The organism is Bradyrhizobium sp. G127 (assembly GCF_021502575.1).
Taxonomy (GTDB): domain Bacteria; phylum Pseudomonadota; class Alphaproteobacteria; order Rhizobiales; family Xanthobacteraceae; genus Afipia.
On sequence record NZ_JAKFGN010000001.1, the window covers coordinates 460,987 to 485,702 of the forward strand.

The 24,716-nt window shown below is 63.5% G+C and carries 22 protein-coding genes; 8 read left to right on the plus strand and 14 right to left on the minus strand.

From position 1 onward, the window contains the following. Positions 1 to 33: 33 nt before the first annotated feature. Both ptsP and LVY71_RS02265 read right to left on the minus strand, forming a co-directional pair. Positions 34 to 2,301, minus strand: coding sequence for a phosphoenolpyruvate--protein phosphotransferase (gene ptsP, locus LVY71_RS02260; protein WP_235097784.1), 2,268 nt, complete (start codon positions 2,299 to 2,301; stop codon positions 34 to 36). Positions 2,302 to 2,580: 279 nt separating this feature from the next. Further along, positions 2,581 to 3,834 carry an aspartate kinase gene (locus LVY71_RS02265; RefSeq protein WP_235097786.1) on the minus strand — a complete coding sequence of 418 codons (1,254 nt, stop codon included), beginning with the start codon at positions 3,832 to 3,834 and terminating at the stop codon, positions 2,581 to 2,583. Positions 3,835 to 3,988: 154 nt separating this feature from the next. Between LVY71_RS02265 and LVY71_RS02270 the strand changes: the two genes are divergently transcribed. From LVY71_RS02270 to LVY71_RS02280, 3 genes are all read left to right on the plus strand, one after another. Continuing rightward, positions 3,989 to 4,444 carry a PH domain-containing protein gene (locus tag LVY71_RS02270; protein WP_235097789.1) on the plus strand — a complete coding sequence of 152 codons (456 nt, stop codon included), beginning with the start codon at positions 3,989 to 3,991 and terminating at the stop codon, positions 4,442 to 4,444. 18 nt (positions 4,445 to 4,462) lie between these two features. Further along, positions 4,463 to 5,212: a bifunctional 2-polyprenyl-6-hydroxyphenol methylase/3-demethylubiquinol 3-O-methyltransferase UbiG gene (ubiG, locus tag LVY71_RS02275; RefSeq protein ID WP_235097791.1), complete on the plus strand. Its 750-nt coding sequence runs from the start codon at positions 4,463 to 4,465 to the stop codon at positions 5,210 to 5,212. Between the two features lie 104 nt (positions 5,213 to 5,316). After that, on the plus strand, positions 5,317 to 6,216 hold the full coding sequence (locus LVY71_RS02280; protein WP_235097793.1) for a DMT family transporter: 900 nt from the start codon (positions 5,317 to 5,319) through the stop codon (positions 6,214 to 6,216). A 116-nt stretch (positions 6,217 to 6,332) separates the two neighbouring features. Here the strand turns inward: LVY71_RS02280 and LVY71_RS02285 are convergent, their stop codons facing one another. Genes LVY71_RS02285 through LVY71_RS02300 form a run of 4 tightly spaced genes read right to left on the minus strand, consistent with a single transcriptional unit; the run spans position 6,333 to position 8,808 of the window. Then, the gene (locus LVY71_RS02285; RefSeq protein ID WP_235097795.1) at positions 6,333 to 6,800 is read right to left on the minus strand and encodes a DUF1178 family protein; all 468 of its coding nucleotides are present in this window, start codon (positions 6,798 to 6,800) and stop codon (positions 6,333 to 6,335) included. Continuing rightward, a complete protein-coding gene (locus LVY71_RS02290) occupies positions 6,797 to 7,681 on the minus strand; it encodes a carbon-nitrogen hydrolase family protein (RefSeq protein ID WP_235097797.1) in 885 nt (294 codons plus the stop codon). The genes LVY71_RS02285 and LVY71_RS02290 overlap by 4 nt, the downstream gene beginning before the upstream one ends. Further along, positions 7,678 to 7,953 carry a glutaredoxin 3 gene (gene grxC, locus LVY71_RS02295; protein ID WP_235097799.1) on the minus strand — a complete coding sequence of 92 codons (276 nt, stop codon included), beginning with the start codon at positions 7,951 to 7,953 and terminating at the stop codon, positions 7,678 to 7,680. The genes LVY71_RS02290 and grxC overlap by 4 nt, the downstream gene beginning before the upstream one ends. A gap of 45 nt (positions 7,954 to 7,998) precedes the next feature. After that, entirely contained in the window at positions 7,999 to 8,808 is an 810-nt protein-coding gene (locus LVY71_RS02300; RefSeq protein WP_235097801.1) for a ComF family protein, read from the minus strand. A gap of 99 nt (positions 8,809 to 8,907) precedes the next feature. Between LVY71_RS02300 and LVY71_RS02305 the strand changes: the two genes are divergently transcribed. Beyond that, positions 8,908 to 9,768: a methyltransferase domain-containing protein gene (locus LVY71_RS02305; protein ID WP_235097803.1), complete on the plus strand. Its 861-nt coding sequence runs from the start codon at positions 8,908 to 8,910 to the stop codon at positions 9,766 to 9,768. A 1,071-nt stretch (positions 9,769 to 10,839) separates the two neighbouring features. On the opposite strand, the gene LVY71_RS02310 is transcribed toward LVY71_RS02305, so the two are convergent. The 3 genes from LVY71_RS02310 to LVY71_RS02320 all read right to left on the minus strand — a co-directional run bounded on the left by LVY71_RS02310 (position 10,840) and on the right by LVY71_RS02320 (position 13,629). Beyond that, positions 10,840 to 11,244: a (deoxy)nucleoside triphosphate pyrophosphohydrolase gene (locus LVY71_RS02310; protein ID WP_235097804.1), complete on the minus strand. Its 405-nt coding sequence runs from the start codon at positions 11,242 to 11,244 to the stop codon at positions 10,840 to 10,842. Continuing rightward, complete coding sequence (gene argJ, locus LVY71_RS02315; RefSeq protein ID WP_235097807.1) at positions 11,241 to 12,482, minus strand: bifunctional glutamate N-acetyltransferase/amino-acid acetyltransferase ArgJ; 1,242 nt, start codon at positions 12,480 to 12,482, stop codon at positions 11,241 to 11,243. The genes LVY71_RS02310 and argJ overlap by 4 nt, the downstream gene beginning before the upstream one ends. 187 nt (positions 12,483 to 12,669) lie before the next feature. Then, entirely contained in the window at positions 12,670 to 13,629 is a 960-nt protein-coding gene (locus LVY71_RS02320) for a peptidylprolyl isomerase (RefSeq protein WP_235097809.1), read from the minus strand. 348 nt (positions 13,630 to 13,977) lie between these two features. On the opposite strand from LVY71_RS02320, the gene secA reads away from it, so the two are divergent. Continuing rightward, on the plus strand, positions 13,978 to 16,812 hold the full coding sequence (secA, locus tag LVY71_RS02325) for a preprotein translocase subunit SecA (protein ID WP_235097811.1): 2,835 nt from the start codon (positions 13,978 to 13,980) through the stop codon (positions 16,810 to 16,812). A 75-nt stretch (positions 16,813 to 16,887) separates the two neighbouring features. Here the strand turns inward: secA and LVY71_RS02330 are convergent, their stop codons facing one another. The 4 genes from LVY71_RS02330 to LVY71_RS02345 all read right to left on the minus strand — a co-directional run bounded on the left by LVY71_RS02330 (position 16,888) and on the right by LVY71_RS02345 (position 20,955). Continuing rightward, complete coding sequence (locus LVY71_RS02330; RefSeq protein WP_235097813.1) at positions 16,888 to 18,348, minus strand: L,D-transpeptidase family protein; 1,461 nt, start codon at positions 18,346 to 18,348, stop codon at positions 16,888 to 16,890. Between the two features lie 370 nt (positions 18,349 to 18,718). After that, positions 18,719 to 19,681 (minus strand): acetyl-CoA carboxylase carboxyltransferase subunit alpha, encoded by a 963-nt coding sequence (locus tag LVY71_RS02335; RefSeq protein ID WP_235097815.1) that lies wholly within the window; start codon positions 19,679 to 19,681, stop codon positions 18,719 to 18,721. A gap of 153 nt (positions 19,682 to 19,834) precedes the next feature. Then, on the minus strand, positions 19,835 to 20,794 hold the full coding sequence (xerD, locus tag LVY71_RS02340) for a site-specific tyrosine recombinase XerD (RefSeq protein ID WP_235097816.1): 960 nt from the start codon (positions 20,792 to 20,794) through the stop codon (positions 19,835 to 19,837). 14 nt (positions 20,795 to 20,808) lie between these two features. Next, a complete protein-coding gene (locus tag LVY71_RS02345; protein WP_235097818.1) occupies positions 20,809 to 20,955 on the minus strand; it encodes a histidine kinase in 147 nt (48 codons plus the stop codon). Between the two features lie 207 nt (positions 20,956 to 21,162). Between LVY71_RS02345 and LVY71_RS02350 the strand changes: the two genes are divergently transcribed. The 3 genes from LVY71_RS02350 (at position 21,163) to LVY71_RS02360 (ending at position 24,339) form a co-directional block, all read left to right on the plus strand. Continuing rightward, positions 21,163 to 21,783 (plus strand): shikimate kinase, encoded by a 621-nt coding sequence (locus LVY71_RS02350; RefSeq protein ID WP_235097820.1) that lies wholly within the window; start codon positions 21,163 to 21,165, stop codon positions 21,781 to 21,783. Then, positions 21,780 to 22,922 (plus strand): 3-dehydroquinate synthase, encoded by a 1,143-nt coding sequence (aroB, locus tag LVY71_RS02355; RefSeq protein WP_235097822.1) that lies wholly within the window; start codon positions 21,780 to 21,782, stop codon positions 22,920 to 22,922. The genes LVY71_RS02350 and aroB overlap by 4 nt, the downstream gene beginning before the upstream one ends. 67 nt (positions 22,923 to 22,989) lie before the next feature. Then, positions 22,990 to 24,339, plus strand: a complete 1,350-nt coding sequence (locus LVY71_RS02360; protein WP_235097824.1) for a hemolysin family protein — start codon at positions 22,990 to 22,992, stop codon at positions 24,337 to 24,339. A gap of 20 nt (positions 24,340 to 24,359) precedes the next feature. Here LVY71_RS02360 and LVY71_RS02365 read toward each other — a convergent pair whose 3' ends face one another. After that, positions 24,360 to 24,665 carry a BolA family protein gene (locus tag LVY71_RS02365; RefSeq protein ID WP_235097826.1) on the minus strand — a complete coding sequence of 102 codons (306 nt, stop codon included), beginning with the start codon at positions 24,663 to 24,665 and terminating at the stop codon, positions 24,360 to 24,362. Positions 24,666 to 24,716 lie beyond the last annotated feature (51 nt).

The following is a 24,716-nucleotide window of genomic DNA, read 5'->3' on the forward strand; positions in this document are numbered from 1 at the left end:
AAAGGCGGGCTTCGCAGGTGTCCGGAAGCGTCGCTACAACGAAAGCCCTTCGGCTTCGGCGAATTCCATCAGCTTGTTGCGGATCGATACGCTTCCGGCCGGGGCATCCAGCAGGGGCGTGACCATCGCTTCGGCTTTTTTGGCGTCGAGATCGAGAATCAGGGCTTTCACCGGGCCGTGCGCGGTGGCCGACAACGACAGCGAGCGATAGCCGAGTGCGATCAGCGCCAGCGCGCCGAGCGGCTGTGAGGCCATTTCGCCGCACAGCGAAACTGACTTGCCGGCGGCTTGGGCTTTCTTCGCGATGTCGCGCAGCGCACGCAGGATCGGCGCCGACAGCGTATCGAAGCGGTCGGTGACGCGCGAGTTGCCGCGATCCACCGCGAACAGGAACTGGAACAGGTCGTTTGATCCCACCGAAATGAAATCGACGCGCTTGAGCAACTCGTCCATCTGGTAGAGCAGCGCTGGGACTTCGACCATGGTGCCGACATCGACACGCTCCGGCAGCGTGTGGCCATGCTGGCGCAGATAGGTCAGTTCGCGCTCGATCACCAGCTTGGCCTGATCGAATTCGTCGACCTGCGAGATCATCGGAAACATCACGCGCAGATAACGTCCCGATGCGGCGCGCAGCAGCGCGCGAATCTGTCCGCGCAACAAGCCCGGTCGGTCGAGACCGAGGCGGATTGCGCGCCAGCCCAGCGCCGGATTTTCCTCGACGATCGTGTCCATGTAAGGCAGCGCCTTGTCGCCGCCAATGTCGAGGGTGCGGAAGGTCACCGGCTTGTCGCCGGCGGCATCGAGCACTGCGCGATAGAGCGCAAGCTGCTCGCTGCTGCGTGGCAGGCTTTGCCCGACCATGAATTGCAATTCGGTGCGGAACAATCCGATGCCGGATGAGCCGGTGTCGTCGATGTGCGGCAGGTCAATCACGAGACCGGCGTTGATCATCAGATCGATCGGCTGACCGTCCCTGGTGACGCAGGGCTTGTCGCGCAGTTCGCGGTATTGCTCCTGCCGCCGCGCCCGGAAGCGCACGCGTTCGGCATAGGCCGACTGGATTTCCTGCGACGGGCGGATGTAGATAGAACCCGAGGTGCCGTCGACAATGATGGCGTCGCCGGGATCGGCGATGCCGGCGGCGTTCGCCACTTCGCCGACCGCAGGAATGCCGAGGGCGCGCGCGACGATCGAGACATGAGAATTGGCGGTGCCTTCTTCCAGCACCAGACCGCGCAGCCGCTTGCGGTCGTAATCGAGCAGCGCCGCCGGACCCATCGAGCGGGCGATCAGGATGGCGTTGTCAGGCAATTGCTCGCGCGACGGCGCGTGATCCTGCCCGACGAGCTGGCGCATCAGACGGTGGCCGAGATCTTCGAGATCGTGCAGGCGGTCGCGCAAGTACGGATCGGTCGAGCGCAGCATGCGGGCGCGGGTGTCGGACTGCACGCGTTCCACTGCCGCTTCCGCCGTGAGGCCGGTGGCAACCGCCTCGTGCAGCTTGTGCTGCCAGCCCTGGTCGTTGGCGAACATGCGATAGGCTTCGAGAACGTCGCGATGCTCGCCGCCGTCCGCTACGTCGCCGCGTTCCAGCATCCGGTCGAGATCGGCGCGCAGCTTCAGGATCGCGCTGTCGAGCCGTTTGACTTCTTTCGGCAGGTCTTCGGCAATATAATTGGTGATGACGACGCGCGGTTCGTGCAGCACCACATGGCCGAGCGCGATGCCGTCCGACAGGATGGCGCCGGTCTTGTGCAGCGAGTGGCGCGCGGCGGGTTCGGCGCCCGGCTTTGCGATGGACGACAGTTCGCCCGACGCGATCATTTCCGCGAGCACCATCGCGGTGGTTTGCAGCGCCTCGACCTCTTCCTCGACATAGGTGCGGTGGGCGCGGTTTTGCACCACCAGCACGCCGAGTGTGTTGCCCGAGCGAAGAATCGGCACGCCGAGGAACGAATGATAGATTTCTTCGCCGGTTTCCGGGCGATACGAGAAGGCCGGATGCGACTGGGCGTTCGACAGGTTCAGCGGCGTGGCCTCGGAGGCCACCAGACCGACGAGACCCTCATGCGCTGTCAGCACCGTCTGGTGGACGGCGTCGCGGTTCAGACCTTCGGTGGCGTAGAGTTCAAGGGTGTTGTCGACGCGCAGCACATAGGTCGAGCAGACCTCCGCCACCATGTTGGCGGCGATCAGCACCACGATCTTGTCGAGCCGTTCCTGAGCGCTGACCTGTTCGGCCATCACTTCGCGGAGCCGTCTCAACAAGACGCGGGGGCCTCCCAGCGCGCTCCGCATCCGTTGACATCCCTAAACCTGCAACTCCAGCGCGGCCAGACAGCCGCGATAGCGTTAACCAGAAGTAAAATAACGACTTTTCAAGGCCGTGCCAGCACCTCCCATTTATCCCGGACGTATCCGACGGTCCGGAATCAGAGGCGCGGGGGCGCGTGCCTTGTCCTGAGGCTATATCGAATTGAGGCGCGTTTTGCCAAGCAAAACACCTGCCAAATATCAGACCCGCTCTAGCAGAACGCCTTCGTCACGATGTCGCAACTGTTCCCCGGGAGTGGCCGCTTATGCCTGATCCAGCCCGTAAAGCGTATGCAGCGTGCGGACGGCCAATTCGGTATAGGCGGCATCGATCAGCAGCGAGAACTTGATCTCGGATGTGGTTATGGCGCGGATGTTGATGTTGCGTTCCGACAGCGCCTTGAAGGCTTGCGCTGCGACGCCGGCGTGGCTGCGCATGCCGATGCCGATCACCGAGACCTTGGCGACATCGGTGGCGGAGTCCATCGCCTTGTAGCCGATCTTGTCCTTGGCCTTGGTGATGGTGTCCTTGGCGCGGGTGTATTCGGAGGCCGGCACGGTGAAGGTAAGGTCGGTGGTCTTGCCGTCCTCGGAGACGTTCTGCACGATCATGTCGACGTTGATGCTGGCATCGGCCAGCGGCACGAAGATCGAGGCTGCGACGCCCGGCTTGTCCTCGATCTGGCGCACGGAGATCTGGGCTTCGTCCCTTGAAAAGGCGATGCCGGTGACGACTTGGCTCTCCATGATTTCCTCCTCGCTGCAAATCAGCGTGCCCGGCGGCGTGCCGTGGGGATCGATATCTTCCGGCTTGTCGAAGCTCGAGCGCACGAATACCGGCACGTTGTGAACCATGCCCAGCTCCACAGAGCGGACCTGTAGCACCTTGGCGCCCTGCGACGCCATCTCCAGCATTTCCTCGAACGCCACCTTCTCGAGTCGCCGTGCCTTAGGCACCACGCGCGGATCGGTGGTGTAGACGCCATCGACGTCGGTGTAGATGTCACAGCGGTCGGCGTGGATGGCAGCCGCGATCGCGACCGCCGATGTGTCCGAGCCGCCGCGGCCGAGCGTGGTAATGCGACCGGTCGGCTGGTGAATGCCCTGGAAGCCGGCGATCACCGCGACCTCCTTGCGCTCCTTGAAGCGCTTCAGGAGTTCGGCGCCGTCGATCCCGGTGATGCGCGCGGAGGCGTGAGCATCGTCGGTCAGGATCGGAATTTGCCAGCCCTGCCAGGACCGCGCCTGGATGCCGAGCGATTGCAGCACGATGGCGAGCAGGCCGGCGGTGATCAGTTCGCCGGAAGCCACGATGGCGTCGTATTCGCGCGCGTCATGCAGCGGCGATGCCTCGGTGGCCCAGCCGACCAGTTCGTTGGTCTTGCCGGACATCGCCGACACCACCACGGCCACGTCATGGCCGGCATCGACCTCGCGCTTCACATGCTGCGCGACGTTGCGGATGCGCTCGATATTGGCGACGGACGTGCCGCCGAATTTCATCACAAGGCGGCCCATAGCGAATGGCGCTGTCCCGGTTAGACTGATTGTTCAGTAAGGAGCCAGTTCCGGTCAAAACGGAAGCACGGCCCCGAAAAGGCGGCTATACATACCCATCGGGTCGGGGGCAAGCAACACGATTGCCTCCTGACAATCACGGCTGGGGACGGAAATGGGCCGCTATATCGACGATATTTTGCAGCCGGGGGAGAAGATTCTGTATTCCACCACGATTCACGGCATCGTCTATGTGCCCGGACTGTTATGCCTTGCCGTCGCGGCCCTCTGCCTGGCCGGTTCGGGCGGTGGAGTTATTTTTCCGCTTCTGGCCGCCAGCGCGCTGTTTACGCTTGTCGGGGGCTTTCTTCTGTTCCGGGCCTGGTTTCAGCGCTGGACCACCGAGACCGATGTGACCACCCTGCGCGTGGTTCACAAGGAAGGGTTTATCAAGCGTCAGACCTTTGAGATGAGTTTGGATAAAATCGAAAGCGTCGACGTCACCCAGAGCATCGCCGGCCGGATTTTTGGGTGGGGAGATGTCAGAGTGAATGGTGTCGGTGAAGGCACGAAGACGATAAAAATGATCGGCGCGCCGATCGAATTCCGCAACCACATCACGGCACGCTAACCGGATATAGTTCTCGGCATGATTCAGACTCCTTCATCAGCGTCCACGGTCGATCCCGGCGAAGTTGCGCGGTTCTCGCAGCTGTCCGAGGAATGGTGGGATCCCAAAGGCAAGATGGCGCCGCTGCACAAGATCAATCCGCTGCGGCTGGCCTATATCCGCGACGCGGCGTGCCGCAAGTTCGACCGCAGTCCGAAGAGTCTGAACTGCCTTTCGGGTCTGCGCATTCTCGACATTGGCTGTGGTGCCGGACTTCTGTGCGAACCGCTGACGCGGCTGGGCGCGCAGGTGATCGGCGTCGATCCCTCGGCGACCAACATTGCAGTGGCCAAGCTGCATGCCGACCGCTCGCATCTGCTGATCGACTATCGCTGCACCACCATCGAGGAGATGGACCCGCGGGAGCGCTTCGACATCGTGCTGGCGATGGAAGTGGTCGAGCATGTCACCAATGTCGGGGTGTTTCTCGACCGCTGCGCGGCGCTGCTCAAGCCGTCGAGCATGATGGTGGCGTCGACCATCAACCGGAACTGGAAGAGCTTCGCGCTCGCCATCGTCGGTGCGGAATATGTGCTGCGTTGGCTGCCGCGCGGTACCCATCAGTGGGACAAGTTCGTCACGCCAGCCGAACTGACGCATCACCTCGAGCGCAACAAGCTCGCCATCAGCGATCAGGCGGGCGTGGTATATAACCCGCTGGCCGACAAGTGGAGTCTCTCGTCCGACATGGACGTGAACTACATGGTGGTCGCGGAAGCGGCGACGTGACCGGCGTGCGGGACTGACATGGGGCTTCGCCGGTTGACCGCGTGCGTCGGATATAGGCCTCTCTGAATCCGGCGCTCCTGCCGTTCTGGCTTTCATTTTTCACCATGTCCCAACTCATCTGGCTCTGGATTCCTTTCACGCTGCTGGCGGCAGCGGGACAGGTCGTGCGCAACGCGATGCAGCGCGGTCTCACGGCGCAGCTCGGCACGCTGGGCGCGACCCATATCCGCTTTCTGTTCGGCTTTCCGTTCTCGCTGATCTTTCTCGGACTGATCCTCATCGCCAACGGCGATCGGCTGTCGTGGCCGGAGGCCGGATTCTGGGCGTGGCTTGTGGTCGGCGGCATGGCGCAGATTCTCGCCACCGCCTTGATGCTGATGGCCATGAACGAGCGGTCGTTCGTGGTGACGACGGCGTATCTCAAGACGGAGGCGATCCAGGCGGCGATTTTCGGCTTCGTGTTCCTGTCGGATCACCTGACCGGGCTGAAGGTCGCGGCCATTCTGATCGCCACCATCGGCGTGGTGATCACGGCTTTGCGCCCCGGCGGCATGAAAGGCTTCGGCAATCTGAAGCCCACGGTGCTCGGCCTCGTGGCGGCGTCGTTCTTCGCGCTGTCGGCGGTCGGCTATCGCGGCGCGATTCTCAATGTCACCGGCGTCAGCTTCGTCACCGCGGCGAGCCTGACGTTGACCGCGACCTTGCTGATGCAGACCATCGTGCTGTCCGGCTGGCTGATCGCGCGCTCGCCGGGAACGATGACGGCAATCTTCCGGCTGTGGAAGCCGTCGATGTTCGCCGGCTTCATGGGATCGTTCGCGTCGCTGTTCTGGTTTCTCGCCTTCGCGCTCACCGCTGCGGCCAATGTGCGGACGCTGGCGCTGGTCGAGGTGCTGTTCGCGCAGGTCGCGGCGTATTATTCAATGAAGCAACCGTTGTCGCTGAGAGAACTCAGTGGGATTGCGCTCATTCTTATCGGGGTCGCGATGCTGGTGGCGGGGTGACCTCATCCTGAGGAGCGGCCTCTTTTGGCCGCGTCTCGAAGGATGAGGGAGAACATATGGTCTCATGGTTCGAGACGCACGCAAAAATGCGCGCTCCTCGCCATGAGGAACTTTATCTAGTTCCGGTCGCCGGGCAGCACCGGCAGCGGCGCCACCTCAACGCCTTCGTCGATCAACTCCTTGGCCTCTTCGGCGGTCGCCTCGCCGTAGATCGCGCGATGTTCGATGTCGCCGTAATGCATCTTGCGGGCTTCGTCGGGAAATTTCTTGCCGACATTATCCGCGTTCTTGAGAACGTGATCGCGCAGCTCCCGCAGCTTGGCGACAAGCTCGCGTTCCTGCGGCGCCATCACCAGCGATGCCGGCGCCGCGTCCTCGGCGGGTGCGGCCACAGGTTCAGGCGCAGATTTTGACTTTGCCTTGCCTGCGATGCGCGGCGCCATGATGGCCTTGTCCACTTTGGTGGACTCGCATACCGGACACGTGATGAGTCCGCGCTTGTGCTGACTGTCGTAGGCGCCTGAACTCTGGAACCAGCTCTCGAACTCGTGGCCGCGCTCACAGCGCAGCGCGTAGCGGATCATGCCGATCCCCGTACGAGATGCAGATGCTCCGGTCCGGCTTTCGGATCGGCGAGGCCGAAGCGGCGTCCATGCTGCAGGGATGGAATGTTCTTGCGGACCGACTGCACTTTGGCGGGATCGACCTTCGCTAAAATGACGCCAGTCTCGGTGCCGCCCTCGGCGAGGATTTCGCCCCACGGATCGATGATCAGCGAATGACCATAGGTCTCGCGTCCGCTCTCGTGCTTTCCAGCCTGCGCGGCGGCAAAGACGAAGCAGCCGTTCTCGATGGCGCGAGCGCGCAGCAGCGTGTGCCAGTGCGCTTCGCCGGTCCTGACCGTGAATGCGGACGGCACCGCGATGAACGATGCGCCGGCTTCCGCCAGCGCGCGGTAAAGCGCGGGAAAGCGCACGTCGTAGCAAATGGTGAGGCCGATACGCCCCCAAGGCAGGTCTGAAATCACGGCGGTCTCGCCGGGCTGGTAGTTGGCGGACTCGCGATAGCTTTCACCACCGTCGAGTTCGATGTCGAACATGTGGATCTTGTCGTAACTGGCGAGAATGCTGCCATCGGGCGCAATCAGGAACGAGCGATTGGCGGCGCGCTCGGGTGTCGCGCGGACCGCGAGCGATCCAATGTGCAGATAGATTTTCAGTTCGCGCGCCAGTTCGCGATAGGCCTTGAGCGAAAGATCGTCTTCCTCGCTGGCAAGGATTTCGAACAGCGCCTTGCGGTTCTGCTGGATGATGTTGCTGACTTCGGGGGTCTGGACGTAGTCCGCGCCCTTGTCCTTCGCTTCGCGGATCAGCCGGATGCCTTCGGCCAGACTGGCTTCCGGATGCATCGCGGTGCGCATCTGCACCATCGCTGCGGTGAAGGGGGTGGCGGGGCCCTCCGTCATGAAGGTACTTTCTGGCCGGCCAGCAGCGTGTCGAGCTTGTGTTCCCGGTCGAGTGCGTAGAGATCGTCGCAGCCGCCGACATGAACCTTGTCGATGAAGATCTGCGGGAAGGTCGCGCCGCCCTTGGAGCGCTCGACCATTTCGGCGCGCCAGTTCGGATCGACCGCGACATCGTATTCTGTGAACGCGGCGCTCTTGCGCGTCAGCAGCGATTTGGCCGCGCTGCAATAGCCGCATCCGGGCCGCGTATAGATCTCGATGAGTGCCGCCATGGCTTGCCTTTACGGAACGGGAAACAACCCAAATTATATGGGGGTCTAGAGCGTGTCCACAACCCGCGCAAACACCAGCACGTCGACGGATGCAGCCCTGGCCCGCAGCAGGGCATGTGCGCAGGCGTTTGCTGTCGCGCCGGAGGTCAAAACATCGTCAATCAGCACGATCCGGCGGCCCTGCACGGCAGATTTCTTCTCCAGCGGCACCTTGAACGCGCCCTGAACGTTCAGCGCGCGATCCGCCCGGGAAAGTCCGACCTGCTGGAGGGTTGGCCGCACCCGGCGCAGGACGTCGCCGATCACGGGGAGACCGGCCGACTGTCCGATTACGCCGGCCAGCGCGCCGGACTGGTTGTAGCGGCGGCTCCATCCGCGCCGCCAGTGCAACGGAACGGGGATCAGCGCATCCGCCCCGGCGAGAAGTTCCTGACCGGCCCGCGCCATCCAGCGGCCCATGGTGGGCGCAAGATCGGTGCGGTCCTGATATTTCAGCGCGTGGACCATGGTGCGCGCCACGTCGTCGTAGCGGACGGCGGCGCGGGCGCGCTGATAGGCCGGCGGATCGGCGATGGCCTGCATCGACAGCAGGCCCGGTCCGGGATCGTAGACAAATGGGATGCCGAGCCGCGCGCAGAATGGCGGCGCGATGAACGAGAGTTTCGACCAGCACATCGCGCAGACGCCTTCGCCGGCGACCGGCTCGCGGCACGAAACACAAAGCGTCGGCAGGGCGATGTCGAGGGCCGCGCGCGGCAGCGAGGTGAGGGCAGTCCGGCACGCCGTCAGCGCGCCGGCAAACCGGCTGCGCAGCCGGTTTGAAGAATACGACGATGCCTGTCCGAAACCCGACATGATCTTCCCCGCAGTCTGAGGCTAGTTCCGGCGTTCGGCCGTGACAAGCGAACCTGCGGGGAATTGCCAGAATAGTCTCCATGGGCGTACCAACGGCTTATGACCTCGCCTCCGAACAATATTCCGCCGCGCCTGTTCGATCGCGCGTTGCTGCGTGTGCGGCAGCATCGCGCGGCGCGTCTCGGACCGGCCGCGTTCCTGCTCGACCGTGTCGCGGAGGATCTGGCGGAACGGCAGCACGCGGTGCTGCGGGAATTCTCCAACGGTGTCGATGTGGGCACGCCCGGCGATCAGGTTCATGCGGCGCTGGGTGAGCGCGTCGGCCGATTGCGCGCCGTGGCGTTGCCGGTCTCTGATGCCGAACCGCTGGCGCTGGAGCCCGGCTCCGTCGATCTCGCGGTGTCGGCGCTGGCCTTGCAAGCCGTGAACGATCTGCCCGGCGCGATGGCGCAAATCCGCCGCGCGCTGAAGCCGGATGGATTGTTTCTGGCCGCGATGATCGGCGGCGAGACGTTGACCGAACTGCGGCAATCTTTCGCCGCTGCCGAATCCGAGATCGAGGGCGGCGTGTCGCCGCGCGTGGCGCCGTTCGCCGATCTGCGCGACATTGGCGCGCTGTTGCAGCGTGCGGGCTTCGCGCTGCCGGTGACGGACGTGGACCGCATCGTGGTGCGCTACGACAACGCGTTCGCGTTGATGCAGGATCTGCGGCGCATGGGCGCGACCAACATTCTTGTCGAGCGCCGCCGCACGCCGTCGCGCCGCGCGACGTTTGTCAGGATGGCGCAGGTTTATGCCGAGCGTTTCTCCGATCCGGACGGACGCATACGCGCCACGTTCGATATCGTCTGGCTGTCAGGCTGGGCGCCGCATCAAAGCCAGCAGAAGCCGCTGAAGCCTGGATCGGCGAAAATGTCGCTGGCGGAGGCGGTGAACAAGGCGCGCGATCCGAAGACGTGATGCGGGTTGGGGCGCAATATGGAGTTGACGCGTCGTGTGATCTCTCTCCCCGGTCGTCCCCGCGCAGGCTTGGCCGGTGAAACCGGACCCGTTGGCGGGGACGACATCGTGCATACAACTCGCCCAACCATAGTTCGTCATGGCCGGGCTTGACCCGGCCATCCATCTTTTTGAGAAATGCTTTTTGCGAAGATGATGGATCACCGGGTCAAGCCCGGTGATGACGATCGCGGGTGTTGAAGCGTCTCGCGTCACCTCTCGTTCCAGATGCGATTTTCAAACAGCTACTCACGCACGCGCATTCGTTCCCGCGCCGCGCGCGAGTTTTGCTTTCAGTCTCGCCCCTCAACAACGAGGGGCATGGAGCGCCGCAAGGCGCAAATGTCTTGTTTCGCTTCCTCTGCGAAAAGGAAGCGCGTCGCCTCACGGCGCTCCACAGACAAGTTTACGCAGTCTGCGCAAGCCTGACTGCTATTTGGCGGCGACTTTTTACCGAGGGACCGTGCTTCCGGGACAGGACGAGCGCGTATCGCGCCTCCGATCCGGCAGGCTTTCGCCCGCCTTCATCCTGTCCTCGTCCAGCCATTGAAGGCAGAGCCACGTAGTTGGCCCGGACGGTGACCCCCGGCCTCCCGGACGTGTGGGTGCGAATCCACATCGCGCAGGCGCCGCATCCTGCTCCGCTTCAAAAGCGCCCTCGAGAAGCGCCCCTCACGAACAGGACGCTTCGAACTTAAGAGAGGTTTGAAGGGCGGGGATTCGTATCCCCATCACAAAATGTTTCGGCGCCTCGTCATTCCGGGGCGCGAGCATCTTTGCGAGCGAACCCGGAATCCATCACGACGGGAAGAGTGGATTCCGGGTCCGCGCCCAAGAGGGCGCGTCCCGGAATGACGCGTATCGCGGGTGTCCCGGGCGCGCCGCGCTGTCTCGCAGAACCGGGACCGTCACGGATCGGAACGCGCAACAGCCCCGGCTCGGCAGCGCACCACTGGCGCGATGCGCTACATCCGGGGCAAGGTCCGTGGCGTTTATCCGGATTGCGCTTCGCTCGCCGCAAGAGCGATGCGCCTACAGCAGCAAATCCGTCAGATGCGCGATGAGCGGAATGTCGGCGGGCGGCATCGGATAGTCGCGCAGCTTGTTGGCGCGCACCCAGGCGAGCTGCTGGCCCTCGCGCGGCGTCACCATGCCTTCCCATTTCCTGCAGATGTAGAGCGGCATCAGCAGATGAAAGCTGTCATAGCCGTGACTGGCGAATGTCAGCGGCGCGAGGCATGGTTCTTCCACCTTGATGCCGAGTTCTTCGGCGAGTTCGCGGATCAGCGCGGGCTCGGGCCGTTCGCCGGGCTCAAGCTTGCCGCCGGGAAATTCCCACAGGCCCGCAAGCGCCTTGCCCTCGGGACGCTGCGCGATCAGGACGCGGTTGTCCGTATCGATCAGCGCGCAGGCGACAACGAGGGTGAGCTTGATCACGAGCGGTAGTCGCCGTTGATCGCGACATATTCCTTGGTGAGATCGCAGGTCAGCACGCGGTCGCGGCCCTTGCCGAGGCCGAGCCCGACCTTGATCTGGATTTTCGGCTGCTTCATCAGCGCGGAGACTTCCGCCTCGTCGTAAGACGGATCGCGCGCGCCCTTGGTGGCGACGCGGATGCCGTTGAAGGAGATCGAGAGCTTGTCGCGGTTGGCCGGTTCGCCGGCCTTGCCGACCGCCATCACCACGCGGCCCCAGTTGGCGTCCTCGCCTGCGATAGCTGTCTTCACCAGCGGCGAATTGGCGATCGACATGGCGATCTTGCGCGCGGACGGCTTAGAGGTCGCGCCTTCGACCACGACCTCGACCAATTTGCGCGCGCCTTCGCCGTCGCGTGCGACCTGTTCGGCGAGATCGGCCAGCACCGCGTGGAATGCCTTGGTGAAGGCCTTCAGGCGCGGATCGGACGCGCGGCTGATTTTCGGTGCACCGTCGGCCGCCGCCGCGCCGGTGGCAAACGCCAGCAGCGTGTCGGACGTGGATGTGTCGCCGTCGATGGTCACCGCGTTGAACGTATCGTCGACGCCGGTCTTGAGCAGCGATTGCAGCACGGCGGCGGACAGCGGCGCGTCGGTAAAGACGAAGGCCAGCATGGTCGCCATGTCGGGTGCGATCATGCCGGCACCCTTGGCCATGCCGTTGATGTTGACCCTGGCCTTGCCGAGTTTCACCGTGGCGGTCGCGACCTTCGGAAACGTGTCCGTGGTCATGATGGCGCGGGCGGCGTTCATCCATCCGTCGGGCCCGGCGGTCTGCGCGAGATCGTCGAGCACGCCGTTGAATTTGGTGGCGTCGAGCGGTTCGCCGATCACGCCGGTGGATGCGAGAAAAATCTTGTTCGCGCTGGTCTCGGCGGCCTTCGCGGCGATCGCCGCCGTCAGCGTCGCCGCCTGCTTGCCCGTTTTGCCGGTGAAAGCGTTGGCGTTGCCGGAATTGACCACCAGCGCGCGCGCTTCGCCGCCCTTCAGTTGGGCGCGGCACCAGTCCACCGCGGCGCTCGGGCACTTCGATTTGGTGAACACGCCCGCCACCGTGGTGCCCTTGTCGAACAGCGCCAGCAGGACGTCGGTGCGGTTCTTGTAGCGGATGCCCGCGGCCGCCGTGGCGAGGCGCACGCCGGCGATGCGCGGCATGTCGGGAACGTCGGTGGGGGCGAGCGGTGAGACGGCGGTGGACATGGAGAGCTCAATTCCTTGATGAGGAGGAGCGCTCTGTATCACCTCTTCCTGCCTGCGGGGAGAGGCCGGTTTTCCAGCGAAGCGAGAAAGTCGGGTGAGGGGCAAGTCGGTAACATCCGGCCCCTCATCCGGCTCGCAAAAGCTCGCCACCTTCTCCCCGCAAGCGGGGAGAAGGAAACGGGTCGATTTACTTCTTCGCGGGAGCCTTGGCGGCCGGCGCAGCCTTCGCATCCGGCGTTGCAGCCGGAGCCGCGGCAGGATCCGCCGGCTTATCCAGACGCTCGATCTTGGCTTCGGCGCGCAGCTTGGTGACGTAATCGGCCTGCGCCTTGCGCACCACGAAGGTTTCGATCTGGCCCTTGACCTGCTCGAAGGCCGGCGGCTTGCGGTCGCGGGCTTCCTCGACCTTGATGACGTGCCAGCCGAACTGCGACTTCACGGGGTCGGAGATTTTTCCGGGTGCGAGCGCGAAGGCGACGGCGGAGAATTCCGGCACCATCTGTTCCTTGGTGAAGAAGCCGAGGTCGCCGCCGTCCGCGGCGCCCGGATCCTTCGACTTCTCCTTGGCGAGCTTGGCGAAGTCCGCGCCCTTGTCGAGCTCGGCCTTGATCGCCTTGGCTTCTTCCTCGGTCGGAACCAGGATGTGCCGGGCGTGGACTTCCTTCTCGCCGGCCACCTGCTTGGTGGCGTCTTCATAAACCTTCTTCATGGCGTCGTCGGTGACGGCGGCCTTGCCTTCGGTGCCGAGCAGGCTGTCCATCAGCAGGCGATCGCGGGCGAAGGCGAGCTTCTGCTTGAAGTCCGCCGCATCGCCGACCTTCTTGGCTTCGGCAGCCTTGGCGACGATCTTCATGTCGATCAGGAACGCGATCAGATTTTCCCGGCGGCTCGCCGGGTCCATCTGTTGCAGGCTCGGTCCGAGCTCTTCTTCGGCCACCGTCAGATCGCTCTGGCGGATCTCCGTGCCGTTAACTTTCGCGATCACGGCATTGGCGTCCTGCGCGTAAGCCGGCTGGCCAGCTCCGAAAGCGACCGTGAGACAAATTGCAGCGGCCGATGCGAGCAGTCCGAGTTTCGATTCAAGTCTCAATCCAGGTCGCGCGGCCAGTCCGCTGTGGGTGGCAGTGCGGTTCGGAGAAACGGTCATGGAAAATCCTTATAGGTCAAACGCGGGGCGCGGTTCGGGGTGCGGGACACTCGCCCAACCCTTGCCCGGAAGCAACGCGAAAAAGCCGCCAAAATCATGAAATCCCTGACAGGTTGGCGCGTTGACAAGGCTTTGGACGGCCCATATCTCTGCCCGCAGGCGCTCCTGCCTGCCGCGGGGCTTTGCCGCGGTCGAGCGGGTGAACCTCGGAATTGGCTTCCCGCACTCATTCTCAAGAATTCGTGCAAGGGTTTGTCCCCGCAAGCAATTCCGGGATACGCCTGACACTGGTACTTAAAAGCTGCGCCGGCCGCGGCCGCAATGCCAAACTGTAGACAGGAATTTTTCATGCTCGGCGCGCTCGCCCGCAAGTTTTTCGGCTCCGCCAACGACCGGCGGATCAAGGGGTATCAAGCCCGCGTCGACGCCATCAACGCGCTGGAGCCTGAAATCGCGGCGCTGTCCGACGAAGCCCTGAAGGCGCGGACGGATGAGTTCCGCAAACAGCTCGCGGAAGGCAAGACCCTCGACGATCTGCTGGTGCCTGCCTTCGCGACCGTGCGCGAGGCCGCCAAGCGAACCCTCGGCCAGCGTCATTTCGACGTGCAGCTGATCGGCGGCATGGTGCTGCACGAGGGCGACATCGCCGAGATGAAAACCGGCGAAGGCAAGACGCTGGTCGCCACGCTCGCGGTCTATCTCAATGCGCTCGCCGGCAAGGGCGTGCATGTCGTCACCGTCAACGACTACCTCGCCAAGCGCGACGCCGGCTGGATGGGCCAGATCTACGGCTTCCTCGGCATGACCACGGGGGTCATCGTCCACGGCCTCGACGATGCCGAGCGTCAGACCGCCTATGCCTGCGACATCACCTATGGCACCAACAACGAGTACGGCTTCGACTATCTGCGCGACAACATGAAGTACCGGCTCGAGGACATGGTCCAGCGCGGCCATGCCTACGCCATCGTCGACGAAGTCGACTCCATCCTGATCGACGAGGCGCGCACGCCGCTGATCATTTCCGGTCCGCTCGACGACCGCTCGGAATTCTACAACACCATCGACACCTATATTCCGAAACTGGAAAAGACGGCCGACTTCGAGGTCGACGAGAAGCAGCGCACCGTGACGCTGACCGAAGCGGGCATGGAGAAGATCGAAAATCTTCTGCAGGAAGCCGGCCAGCTCAAGGGCGACTCGCTTTACGACGTCGAGAACGTATCCGTCGTTCATCACATCAATCAGGCGCTGCGCGCCCATTCGCTGTTCCAGCGCGACAAGGACTACATCGTCCGCGACGGCGAAGTGGTCATCATCGACGAATTCACCGGCCGCATGATGCCGGGCCGCCGCTATTCCGAAGGCCTGCATCAGGCGCTGGAAGCCAAGGAACATCAGCCGGTCCAGCCGGAAAACCAGACGCTGGCCTCGATCACGTTCCAGAACTATTTCCGCATGTACGACAAGCTCGCGGGCATGACCGGCACCGCGCTGACCGAAGCGGACGAACTGTTCGACATCTACAAGCTCGACGTCGTTGAAGTGCCGACCAACGTGCCGATCGCGCGTCTCGACGAGGACGACGAGGTTTACCGCACGGCTGACGAAAAGCACCGCGCGATCCTCGATGAGATCGAGCGCGCCAACAAACGCATGCAGCCGGTGCTGGTGGGCACGGCGTCCATCGAGAAGTCCGAAGTGCTCGGCGAGTATCTCGCCAAGAACGGCTACAAGCAGATCGACTTCGCCAATCCGAAGGCGATGACGAAACTTTACGACGCGGCGCGCGCGGGCAAGCCGGCCAAGCTGTTCGCGGTGCTGAACGCGCGCTTCCACGAACAGGAAGCCTATATCGTCGCCGAGGCCGGCGTGCCGGGCGCGATCACGATTGCGACCAACATGGCGGGCCGCGGCACCGACATCAAACTCGGCGGCTCGCTGGAAATGCGCGCAGCGGCTGCCACCGCCGGCATCGAGGACGAGGCCGAGAAGCAAAAGATCATCGACGGCATCAAGGCCGACATCGAGCGCTTCCGCGAGGTGGTGCTGAAGGCTGAAGAGGTCATCGAGATCGAGCCCGCCAAGGGCAGTAAGCCGGCCAAGACCGTCACCAAGCCGGGCGGCCTCTACATCATCGGTTCGGAACGCCACGAGTCGCGGCGCATCGACAACCAGTTGCGCGGTCGCGCCGGTCGCCAGGGCGACCCCGGCCGCACCAAGTTCTACCTGTCGCTGGAAGACGACCTGATGCGCATCTTCGGGTCGGACCGGCTCGACACCATGCTGACCCGCCTCGGCCTCAAGGAAGGCGAGGCGATCATCCATCCGTGGATCAACAAGGCGCTGGAGAAGGCGCAGCAGAAGGTCGAAGCCCGCAACTTCGATATCCGCAAGAACCTGCTCAAGTTCGACGACGTCCAGAACGACCAGCGCAAGGCGATCTTCGATCAGCGCATCGACCTGATGCGCGACCAGAACGTCGCCGAGACCGTGGCCGACATGCGTCACGCGCTGGTCGATGAACTGGTCGCCAAGCACGTGCCCGCCCATGCCTATGCGGAGCAGTGGGACGTTGCCGGTCTTAAGGAAGAACTCCTGCGCGTTCTCGACATGGATCTGCCGGTCGAGGATTGGGCCAAGGAAGAAGGCATCGCCGACGAGGAAATGCTGGCGCGCATCGAGCAGCGCGTCGACGAGCGAATGGCGGCGAAGTCGGCCCAGTTCGGTCCCGACGTGATGCGCTATGTCGAGAAGTCGATCCTGCTGCAGACGCTGGATCATCTGTGGCGCGAGCATCTGGTGATGCTGGATCACCTGCGTCAGGTGATCGGCCTGCGCGGCTATGGCCAGCGCGATCCTCTGCAGGAATACAAGTCCGAGGCCTACAACCTGTTCGAGGGCCTGATCGCGCACCTGCGCGAGGCAGTGACCGCGCAACTGGTGCGGGTCGAAATCGTGCCGCCGGACGAGCAGCCGCAACTGCCGCAGATGGAAGCGCACAAGCTCGACCCGAATACCGGTGAGGACGAGATGGCCTTCGCGCAGGCTGCCCTCGCTCCTGTGCCGTCGGCGCAACGCGATCCGCAGAATCCGGCAACGTGGGGCAAGGTCGGCCGCAACGAGGATTGCCCGTGCGGGTCCGGCAAGAAATACAAGCACTGCCACGGCAAGTACGCCTGAGCGCATCGCTCGGCGAAGCCGGTTCAAAGAAAAACGCCGCTCGGATGAGCGGCGTTTTTTATGGCGTGATGGAAGTCAGCGGATTGTCGACCAGCGGCTGTCGAAGGAGTTCGCCGGTACGGCCGGCTGGGCTCCGGCCAGCGACTGCTGTGGCGCCGGGGCAGGGGCAGTTGCAGGCGTCTGGCTTTGAGCCTGTTGCGGACGCTCGAGCGGGATCACCCGCGGCGGTGCGCTCTTGGCGGCTTCCCTGGAAGGTCCGGCGGACTTTGCCTTCGGCGCGGCGGTGACGGCGGCTGGCTTCGCTGGAGCGGCAACAGGCTCGGGGTCCGAACCGCGCAGGCCGACGCTGCGCGACAGCTTGGTCAGGAAGCCTTCCGATGGACCGGCGCTGGCATTGGCGTTGGAGGGTGCGCTGCGCGATGCTGCAGCGGGCATGGCGGCAACCATCGGTTCGCTGTTGGACGAGGTGAAGCTGAACGACGGCGCCGTCTCGGGCGCCTTCGGAATGGTTGCATGCGAGGGCACTGTGCCGGGAGCGGGCAGGTACGACGCGACGGCGTAATCGGTGACGTCCTTGTCGATCGCGGCTTCACCTTCGGGCAGCTTGGAGGCGAACACCGGATGCATGCCGCCGTCGATGCCGGCGCGGGATCGCGCGGAAGGCGTGCCGCGTGAAACCAGTTGAGCGGTTTTCAGTTCATCCGTGCGCTGCTTGTCCTGCACGGCTTCGGCAATCTCGGGCGAAACCTGATAGGCGGGGCATGGCGCGGACGCGTTGAATGCCAGCGGGCGCGTCGCGTTTGCCGGCTTCTCGGCATCGAAGACGTATTTCCTTTCACAGAAATCGACCTTCGGCTCCTGCCTGGTGACCTCGAAGTGATCGTTGCCTTCCTTGATCATCTTCCAGAACGGCATGTTCGGATTGTTCCGATGGCGCGCCATGTTCTGCGGCGTCATGCGGAACGGATAGGCCTGGACCTGAAACGCATTCTGGCCGCCGAAGAAGGACTCGCGGCCGAGCGCATAGATTTCCGAAATCTGTTCGTCGGTCATCGCGTAGCAGCCGCGCGACGAGCAGTCGCCGTGGACCATCAGTTGCGAACCGGTGCGTCCCCACGCTTTGTCGTAGGCGTTGGGATAACCCATGTTGAACGAGAGGTAGTACGCCGACGTCGGATTCATCTGCGCGGGCGTAATCGAGTAGAAACCTTCGGGAGCCTGCCGGTCGCCTTCCTTGACCTTCGGTCCGAGATCGCCCGACCAGCGGCAGATCGGATAGGTCTTGAGCAGCGCAAACTTGCCGTTGCGATCCTGCTTCCAGACCTCGAGCTCGGCCTCCTGCTTGAACAGGCGGACCAGCATCGGCGATGCCTTGTCCATGTTCTTGGATTCGATCTCGGCCAGCAGTTTTTCGGGGATCGGGCGGTTGGCCTTGGCGCCGGTCGACAGGCTGTCGCCGTTACAGGCCGACAGCAAAAGGCCGGCCGCGAGCGCAGCCGACGTCACCAGCGCGCGAAGGTGCGTGCGGTCGATCAATGCAAGGCTCCGCGGCAGATCGGCAATCCCCATACTCCGGCTGGACCAGTGACCGGTGGCAGCAGCGTTTCCCGGCAAAGTGGCGCGCAGTGGGCAGCCGGAAAGCTCTGCTCGTCTCAACAGGTCGCACGTGTTTTCGTCGTAAAAGCGGCGTTCGCCTTTTGGCTAAAAACGTGCGTGAGCAATTGAGCGATTATTATCCTTAAATACCCCCCGGTCGCAAGCTGAAGGGCCGTTCGGGGGATCCCCGGCCGGCTTTATGGTCAACGCTAAGTAAATCAAAAGATTGGCGAAAAACCCGTCCCGCCGGAAGCGGCTGTCCCGAAAAAGCCACGATGTGACACCGTCGCCCTGTCGCAGCCAGCGAGGGCTAGCCGAGGCGGCGGCCGATATCGAGGAACTTCTGCCGGCGCTGGTCGCGGACGGCCTTGGAATCCAGGCTCCGCATGTCGTTGAAGGCCTGGGCGATGGCGTCGCCGGTCCGGGCGATCATGGCGTCCGGATCGCGATGCGCGCCGCCGGCCGGCTCCTTCAGGATGGTGTCGATCACACCGAAGCGGGCGAGATCCTGCGCGGTGATCTTGAGATTGGTGGCGGCTTCCTGGGCCTTCGCCGGGTCGCGCCACAGGATCGATGCCGCGCCTTCCGGAGAGATCACGCTGTAGACGGCGTGTTCGAGCATCAGCACCCGGTTCGCGGTGGCGATTGCAATCGCGCCGCCCGAGCCGCCTTCGCCGATGATGACCGCCACATTCGGCACACAGAGGCTGAGGCAGGCGTCGGTGGATCGCGCGATCGCTTCCGCCTGTCCGCGCTCTTCGGCGCCGATGCCCGGATAGGCGCCTGCGGTATCCACCAGCGAGAGGACCGGAATGCCGAAGCGATCCGCCATTTCCATCAGCCGCACGGCTTTGCGATAGCCTTCGGGCTTGGCCATGCCGAAATTATGCTTGAGGCGGGTTTCGGTGGTGGAGCCTTTTTCCTGGCCGATCACGCAGATGCTCTCGCCGCGGAAGCGGCCGAAGCCGCCGATCAGCGCTTCGTCGTCGCCGAACTTGCGGTCGCCCGCCAGCGGCGTGAATTCGGTGATGAGAGTCTTGATATAGTCCACGCAATGCGGACGCATCGGATGGCGCGCGACCTGGGTCTTCTGCCACGGCGTCAGATTGGCATAGAGTTCGTTGAGCGCCTGCGACGCCTTGTCTTCAATGCGCGAGACTTCTTCGCTGATGTCGCTGCCGCTCGCGGCAAGCGCGCGCAACTCGTCCACTTTCGAGTCGAGTTCGGCAACGGGCTTTTCAAAATCGAGATAGCTGCGCATTGGGTCCGGCATGTCGCAAATATAGGGATTGGGGCGCTCAGGCGAAGGGCGTCCAAAACGGATATTTGAGGGTGGGATAGTTTCTGGTGCGTCTTTCAAGTCAAGAAGCGGTCCCAAGTCAAGCGCCGTGGGGAAAAGCGCTGATATTGTTGGGTTTTGGCGAGGCTATTTGTCGGCCAGCGGATGCAGGTCGCGCACCAGGCTCTTCAATCGCTCCTCGACGATGTGGGTGTAGATCTGGGTCGTGGAAATGTCGGTGTGGCCGAGCAGCGTCTGGACGATTCGCAGATCGGCTCCGTTATGCAGCAGGTGAGATGCAAAGGCGTGGCGCAGCACATGCGGGCTGACGAGACGCGGCGCGATGCCGGCGGCCTGCGCAAGTTCCTTGAGGTCGCGCGCGAAATGCTGCCGCGTCAGGTGGCCGCTCTCTCCCGATGACGGAAACAGCCACTTGGATGCTGCCGCGTTTTTCTTCTGGTCCTGATGAACGGCCTCGCGCGCGGCGAGATAATCCGTCATCGCCTGCTTCGAGGTTTCGTTGAGCGGCACCAGCCGCTCCTTGTTGCCCTTGCCGCGCACCACGATCATGCGGGCATCGCGCCGCGCCGCCGACAGCGGCAGTGCCACCAGTTCCGAGACGCGCAGTCCGGTCGCGTAGAGAACCTCCAGCAGGCAGGACAGCCGCAACGCGCGCAGCCTTTGCAGCGGCGATTGCTCCGGCGTGTCCGCCATGCTCTTCGCCTGCGTGAGAAGGCGATCGACATCGGCGATGGACAGCACCTTCGGCAGCGCGCGCCCGCGTTTCGGGCCGGACAGGATCGCGGCGGGATCGTCGCTGCGCACGCGCTCGCTCAGGAGAAAGCGGAACAGATGCCGCGTCGATGACAGCTTGCGCGCCACGCTGGATGATTTGAAGCCGCGGGTGTCGAGGTCGGCGAGATAATCCCGCAGGATCTGGGTGTCGGCGTCGCGCAACGTCGATTTGCGGCGCGCGAGAAATTCCGAAAGGTCTTCGAGATCGCCGCGATAGGCATCGAGCGTGTTGTCGCCTGCGCCCTGTTCGGCCGCGAGCATGTCGAGAAACAGGCTGGTCAACCGGGCATCGGAGGATGTGTCGCGCGGCATGATCCTCCCGCCGTCTATTTCTTGAGGAATTTGTCGGGCGGAACGCTGACCGTGATTTCGCGCGGCTTCGGATTGACGAAATTGGCAAGCGCGAAGATGCCGCCATAGATCAGCCCGCCGATTACCGCGACGACAGTCAGGAAGCGAAACAGGCTGGGCATCGTGAATAGCCTCGACGTTAACCTTTGCGTACGGCCTGGACGCCGCATTAACCGGCGGAACACGGTGGTTCGTCCGCCTGACTACCAACATGTTCGCGCCGTTTCGGCAAGAGTCTCCGCGGTTGCGGACTGCCGCACTAGCGGCGGCCTCGGCAGGAGTAGTATAGGTGGCGTATCAGCCGCATCTGCGGCCAACCGAGCCACGAGATGACCGAGACCGCGGCCAGACATCAGGACGGAATGACCCGTGAGGCCGAAATTGTCGCGGCGCTGGGCCATCGTTCCGTCGTGCTTGTCGGCATGATGGGATCGGGTAAATCGACCATCGGACGCCGGCTCGGCGGGCGGCTGCATATTCCGTTTCTCGACGCCGACCATGAAATCGAAACCGCCCATGCGGGTCTGACGATTTCCGAGATCTTCGCCCAGCATGGCGAACCCTATTTTCGCGATGGCGAGGCGCGGGTGATCGCGCGCCTGCTGGAGGGCGGTCCCAGCGTGATCGCGACCGGCGGCGGCGCGTATATGCGCGAGGAAACACGCAACCGGATTCGCGACAAGGCCGTGTCGGTCTGGCTTCAGGCGGACGGCGACGTGATCCTGAAGCGGGTCAAGCGCCGCGCCGACCGGCCGTTGCTGCAAACCGCCGATCCGGCTGCCACCATCGAGCGCCTGATCGTCGAGCGCAGCCCGTTCTATCAGCTCGCCGATCTCGCGATCGCATCGCGGGACGTGCCGCACGAAAAGATCGTCGATGAATGCATCGACGCGCTCCATGCGCGTCTGGTGTCCGGCACAGCCTCACCTTCTGCAAGCGAAATGAAATGACTGCTCCTCTCAAGACGACCAACCCGGTGACCGTCGGTGTCGCCCTCGGCGACCGCGCCTATGAGATTGTGATCGGCCGCGATGTCCTGCCGTCGCTCGGCCATCGCATCGCCAAGCTGCGTCCCGGCGCGCGTACCGCCATCGTGACCGATCACACCGTGGCCAAGCACTGGCTCGGCAGAACCGAAGCCGCTCTGGCGGATGCGGGGATCGCATCGTCGCGCATCGTGGTGGGCGAGGGCGAGGCGTCCAAGAGCTACGCGGTGTTGCAGGATGTTTGCGAAGCGCTGATCGCCGCGAAGATCGAGCGCAACGATCTGGTCATCGCGCTCGGCGGCGGCGTGATCGGCGATCTTGCCGGGTTCGCAGCATCGATTGTCCGGCGTGGCATCGATTTCGTGCAGGTGCCGACGTCGCTGCTGGCGCAGGTCGATTCGTCGGTGGGCGGCAAGACCGGAATTAATTCGCCGCATGGCAAGAATCTGGTCGGCGCGTTTCATCAGCCGGTGCTGGTGGTGGCCGATACGGCGGTGCTCGATACGCTGTCGCCGCGGCAGTTTCGCGCGGGCTATGCGGAAGTCGCCAAGTATGGCGTGCTGGGGGATGTGAAATTCTTCGACTGGCTGGAAGCCAATCACGGAGACATCTTTTCAGGAGGCGCCGCGCGCGAGCACGCCATCGCGGAGAGTTGCCGCGCCAAGGCGGCGATCGTGGCGCGCGACGAGCGCGAAACCGGCGACCGCGCCCTGCTCAACCTCGGGCACACATTCGGCCATGCGCTCGAGGCTGTGACCGGCTTCTCCGACCGGCTGTTTCATGGCGAAGGCGTGTCCGTCGGCATGGTGCTGGCCGCCGAATTCTCGGCGCATCTCAACATGATCCCGGCGCCTGATGCGGCACGCGTGCAGCAGCATCTTGCGTCGGTTGGCCTGCCCACCCGGTTGCAGGACATTGCGGGCTTCCGGCAGGAAGGCCTCGCGGATGCCGACACGCTGATGGCGCTGATGGCGCAGGACAAGAAAGTGAAGCGGGGACGTCTCACCTTCATTTTGCTGGAAAAGATCGGCAAGGCGGTGATCGCCAATGACGTCGATCCATCGGCGGTCCGCGATTTCCTTCAGGCAAAGTTATCGGGATGAAGCCGATGTTGCCGGGACGTCTCATCGGAAAGGCGCCGCATCAAGACGGTGCGTTCGCGGGAAAGACATGAATTCAGCCGCTGTCAATCTGCTCATCGCCTTTCTGCTGCTCGCCGCCAACGCATTCTATGTGGCGGCCGAATTCGCGCTGGTGAAGAGCCGCGGGTTCCGCGTCAAGGCGATGGCCGAGCAGAACCGCTTCGGCGCGCGCCTGCTGATGAAGATGATGGGCGACATCGAGGCCTATCTGGCCTGCTGTCAGCTCGGCATCACCATGGCCTCGCTTGGCCTCGGCTGGGTCGGCGAACCCACCGTCGCGGCGTTGCTCAAGCCTGTGCTCGAGCCGCTCGGCATGCCGGAGTCCGCGCTGCATTTTACGTCGTTCCTGACCGGCTTTCTGGTGTTCTCCTCGCTGCACATCGTCATCGGCGAGCAGGTGCCGAAAACCCTCGCGATCCGGCAGCCGATGCCGGTCTCGCAATGGATCGCGTACCCGCTCTACGTGTCCTATCTGGTTTTCTATCCGCTCAACTGGCTGCTCAATACCGCATCGCGTGCGATCTTGCGGATGCTCGGCGTGCAGGAATCGTCGCAGAACGAGATCCTCACCGATTCCGAAATCGAAGGGCTGGTGGGTGAATCGGCCGAGCATGGCAAGATGGAAAGCGGCGAAGCCGAGTACATCCAGAATGTTTTCCGGTTCGGCGATCTGTCGGTGTCCGATGTGATGGTCCATCGCACCAAGATGGTCAGCGTCAACGCTGACGGGCCGCGCGACGCGGTGGTCCAGGGCATCCTTGAGGCGGAATACACCCGTATTCCGCTGTGGCGCGAGAAGCCCGAGAACATCATCGGCGTTCTGCACGCGAAGGATCTGCTGCGCGCGATCCGGGCGGCCGACGGCGACATTTCCAAGGTCGATGTCAGCGCGATCGCGTTGCCGCCGTGGTTCGTGCCGGAGATGCGTTCGTTGTCCGAACAGCTCAAGGCATTCCGCCGCCGCAAGACTCACTTCGCTCTCGTGGTCGACGAATATGGCGAAGTCGAAGGCCTGGTGACGCTGGAAGACATTCTGGAGGAAATCGTCGGCGATATTTCCGACGAGCACGACGTGACTGTCGCAGGCGTGCGCGCGCAGCCGGACGGCTCCGTGGTGGTCGACGGTTCAGTGCCGATCCGCGATCTCAATCGCGCAATGGATTGGCATCTGCCGGATGAGGAGGCGACCACGATCGCCGGTCTCGTGATTCATGAAGCACGCTCGATTCCGGATCGCGGCCAGAGTTTCACGTTCCACGGCTTCCGCTTCAGGGTGCTCCGGCGCGAACGGAACCGCATCACGGCCCTGCGGATCGTGCCGCTGCCGCGCGAGAGCGATTCGCCACAGAAGAAGCCAAGGGCGGGAACAGCGTTCTGACGCCAGCTTGCCGTTGTCCGCTAGTGCTTGCAGGCTTTCGCGGGCGCGGGACGGCGAGCGTCTTCGCCGGGCGCGTAGGCATGGATCGCGAGGGCATGAATCGAACCGGCGAGTTCCGCAGCCAGCGACGAATTTATCATGCGATGGCGGTCGACCCGGCTCTTCCCATCGAATGCTTTCGATACAATATAGACCCTGAAATGCGTCTCGCCTTCCGGCCGGTGCCCGCCGTGTCCTTCGTGCAGATGCGATTCATCCATCACGTCGAGGCTTTCCGGAGTGAAAGCATCGCTCAACTTCTTTGTGATACGATCTTTTGCGGTCATGATCTGCGCAATATCGCGTGTTATTCGCCAAGGTCAATGGCCGCGTCAATT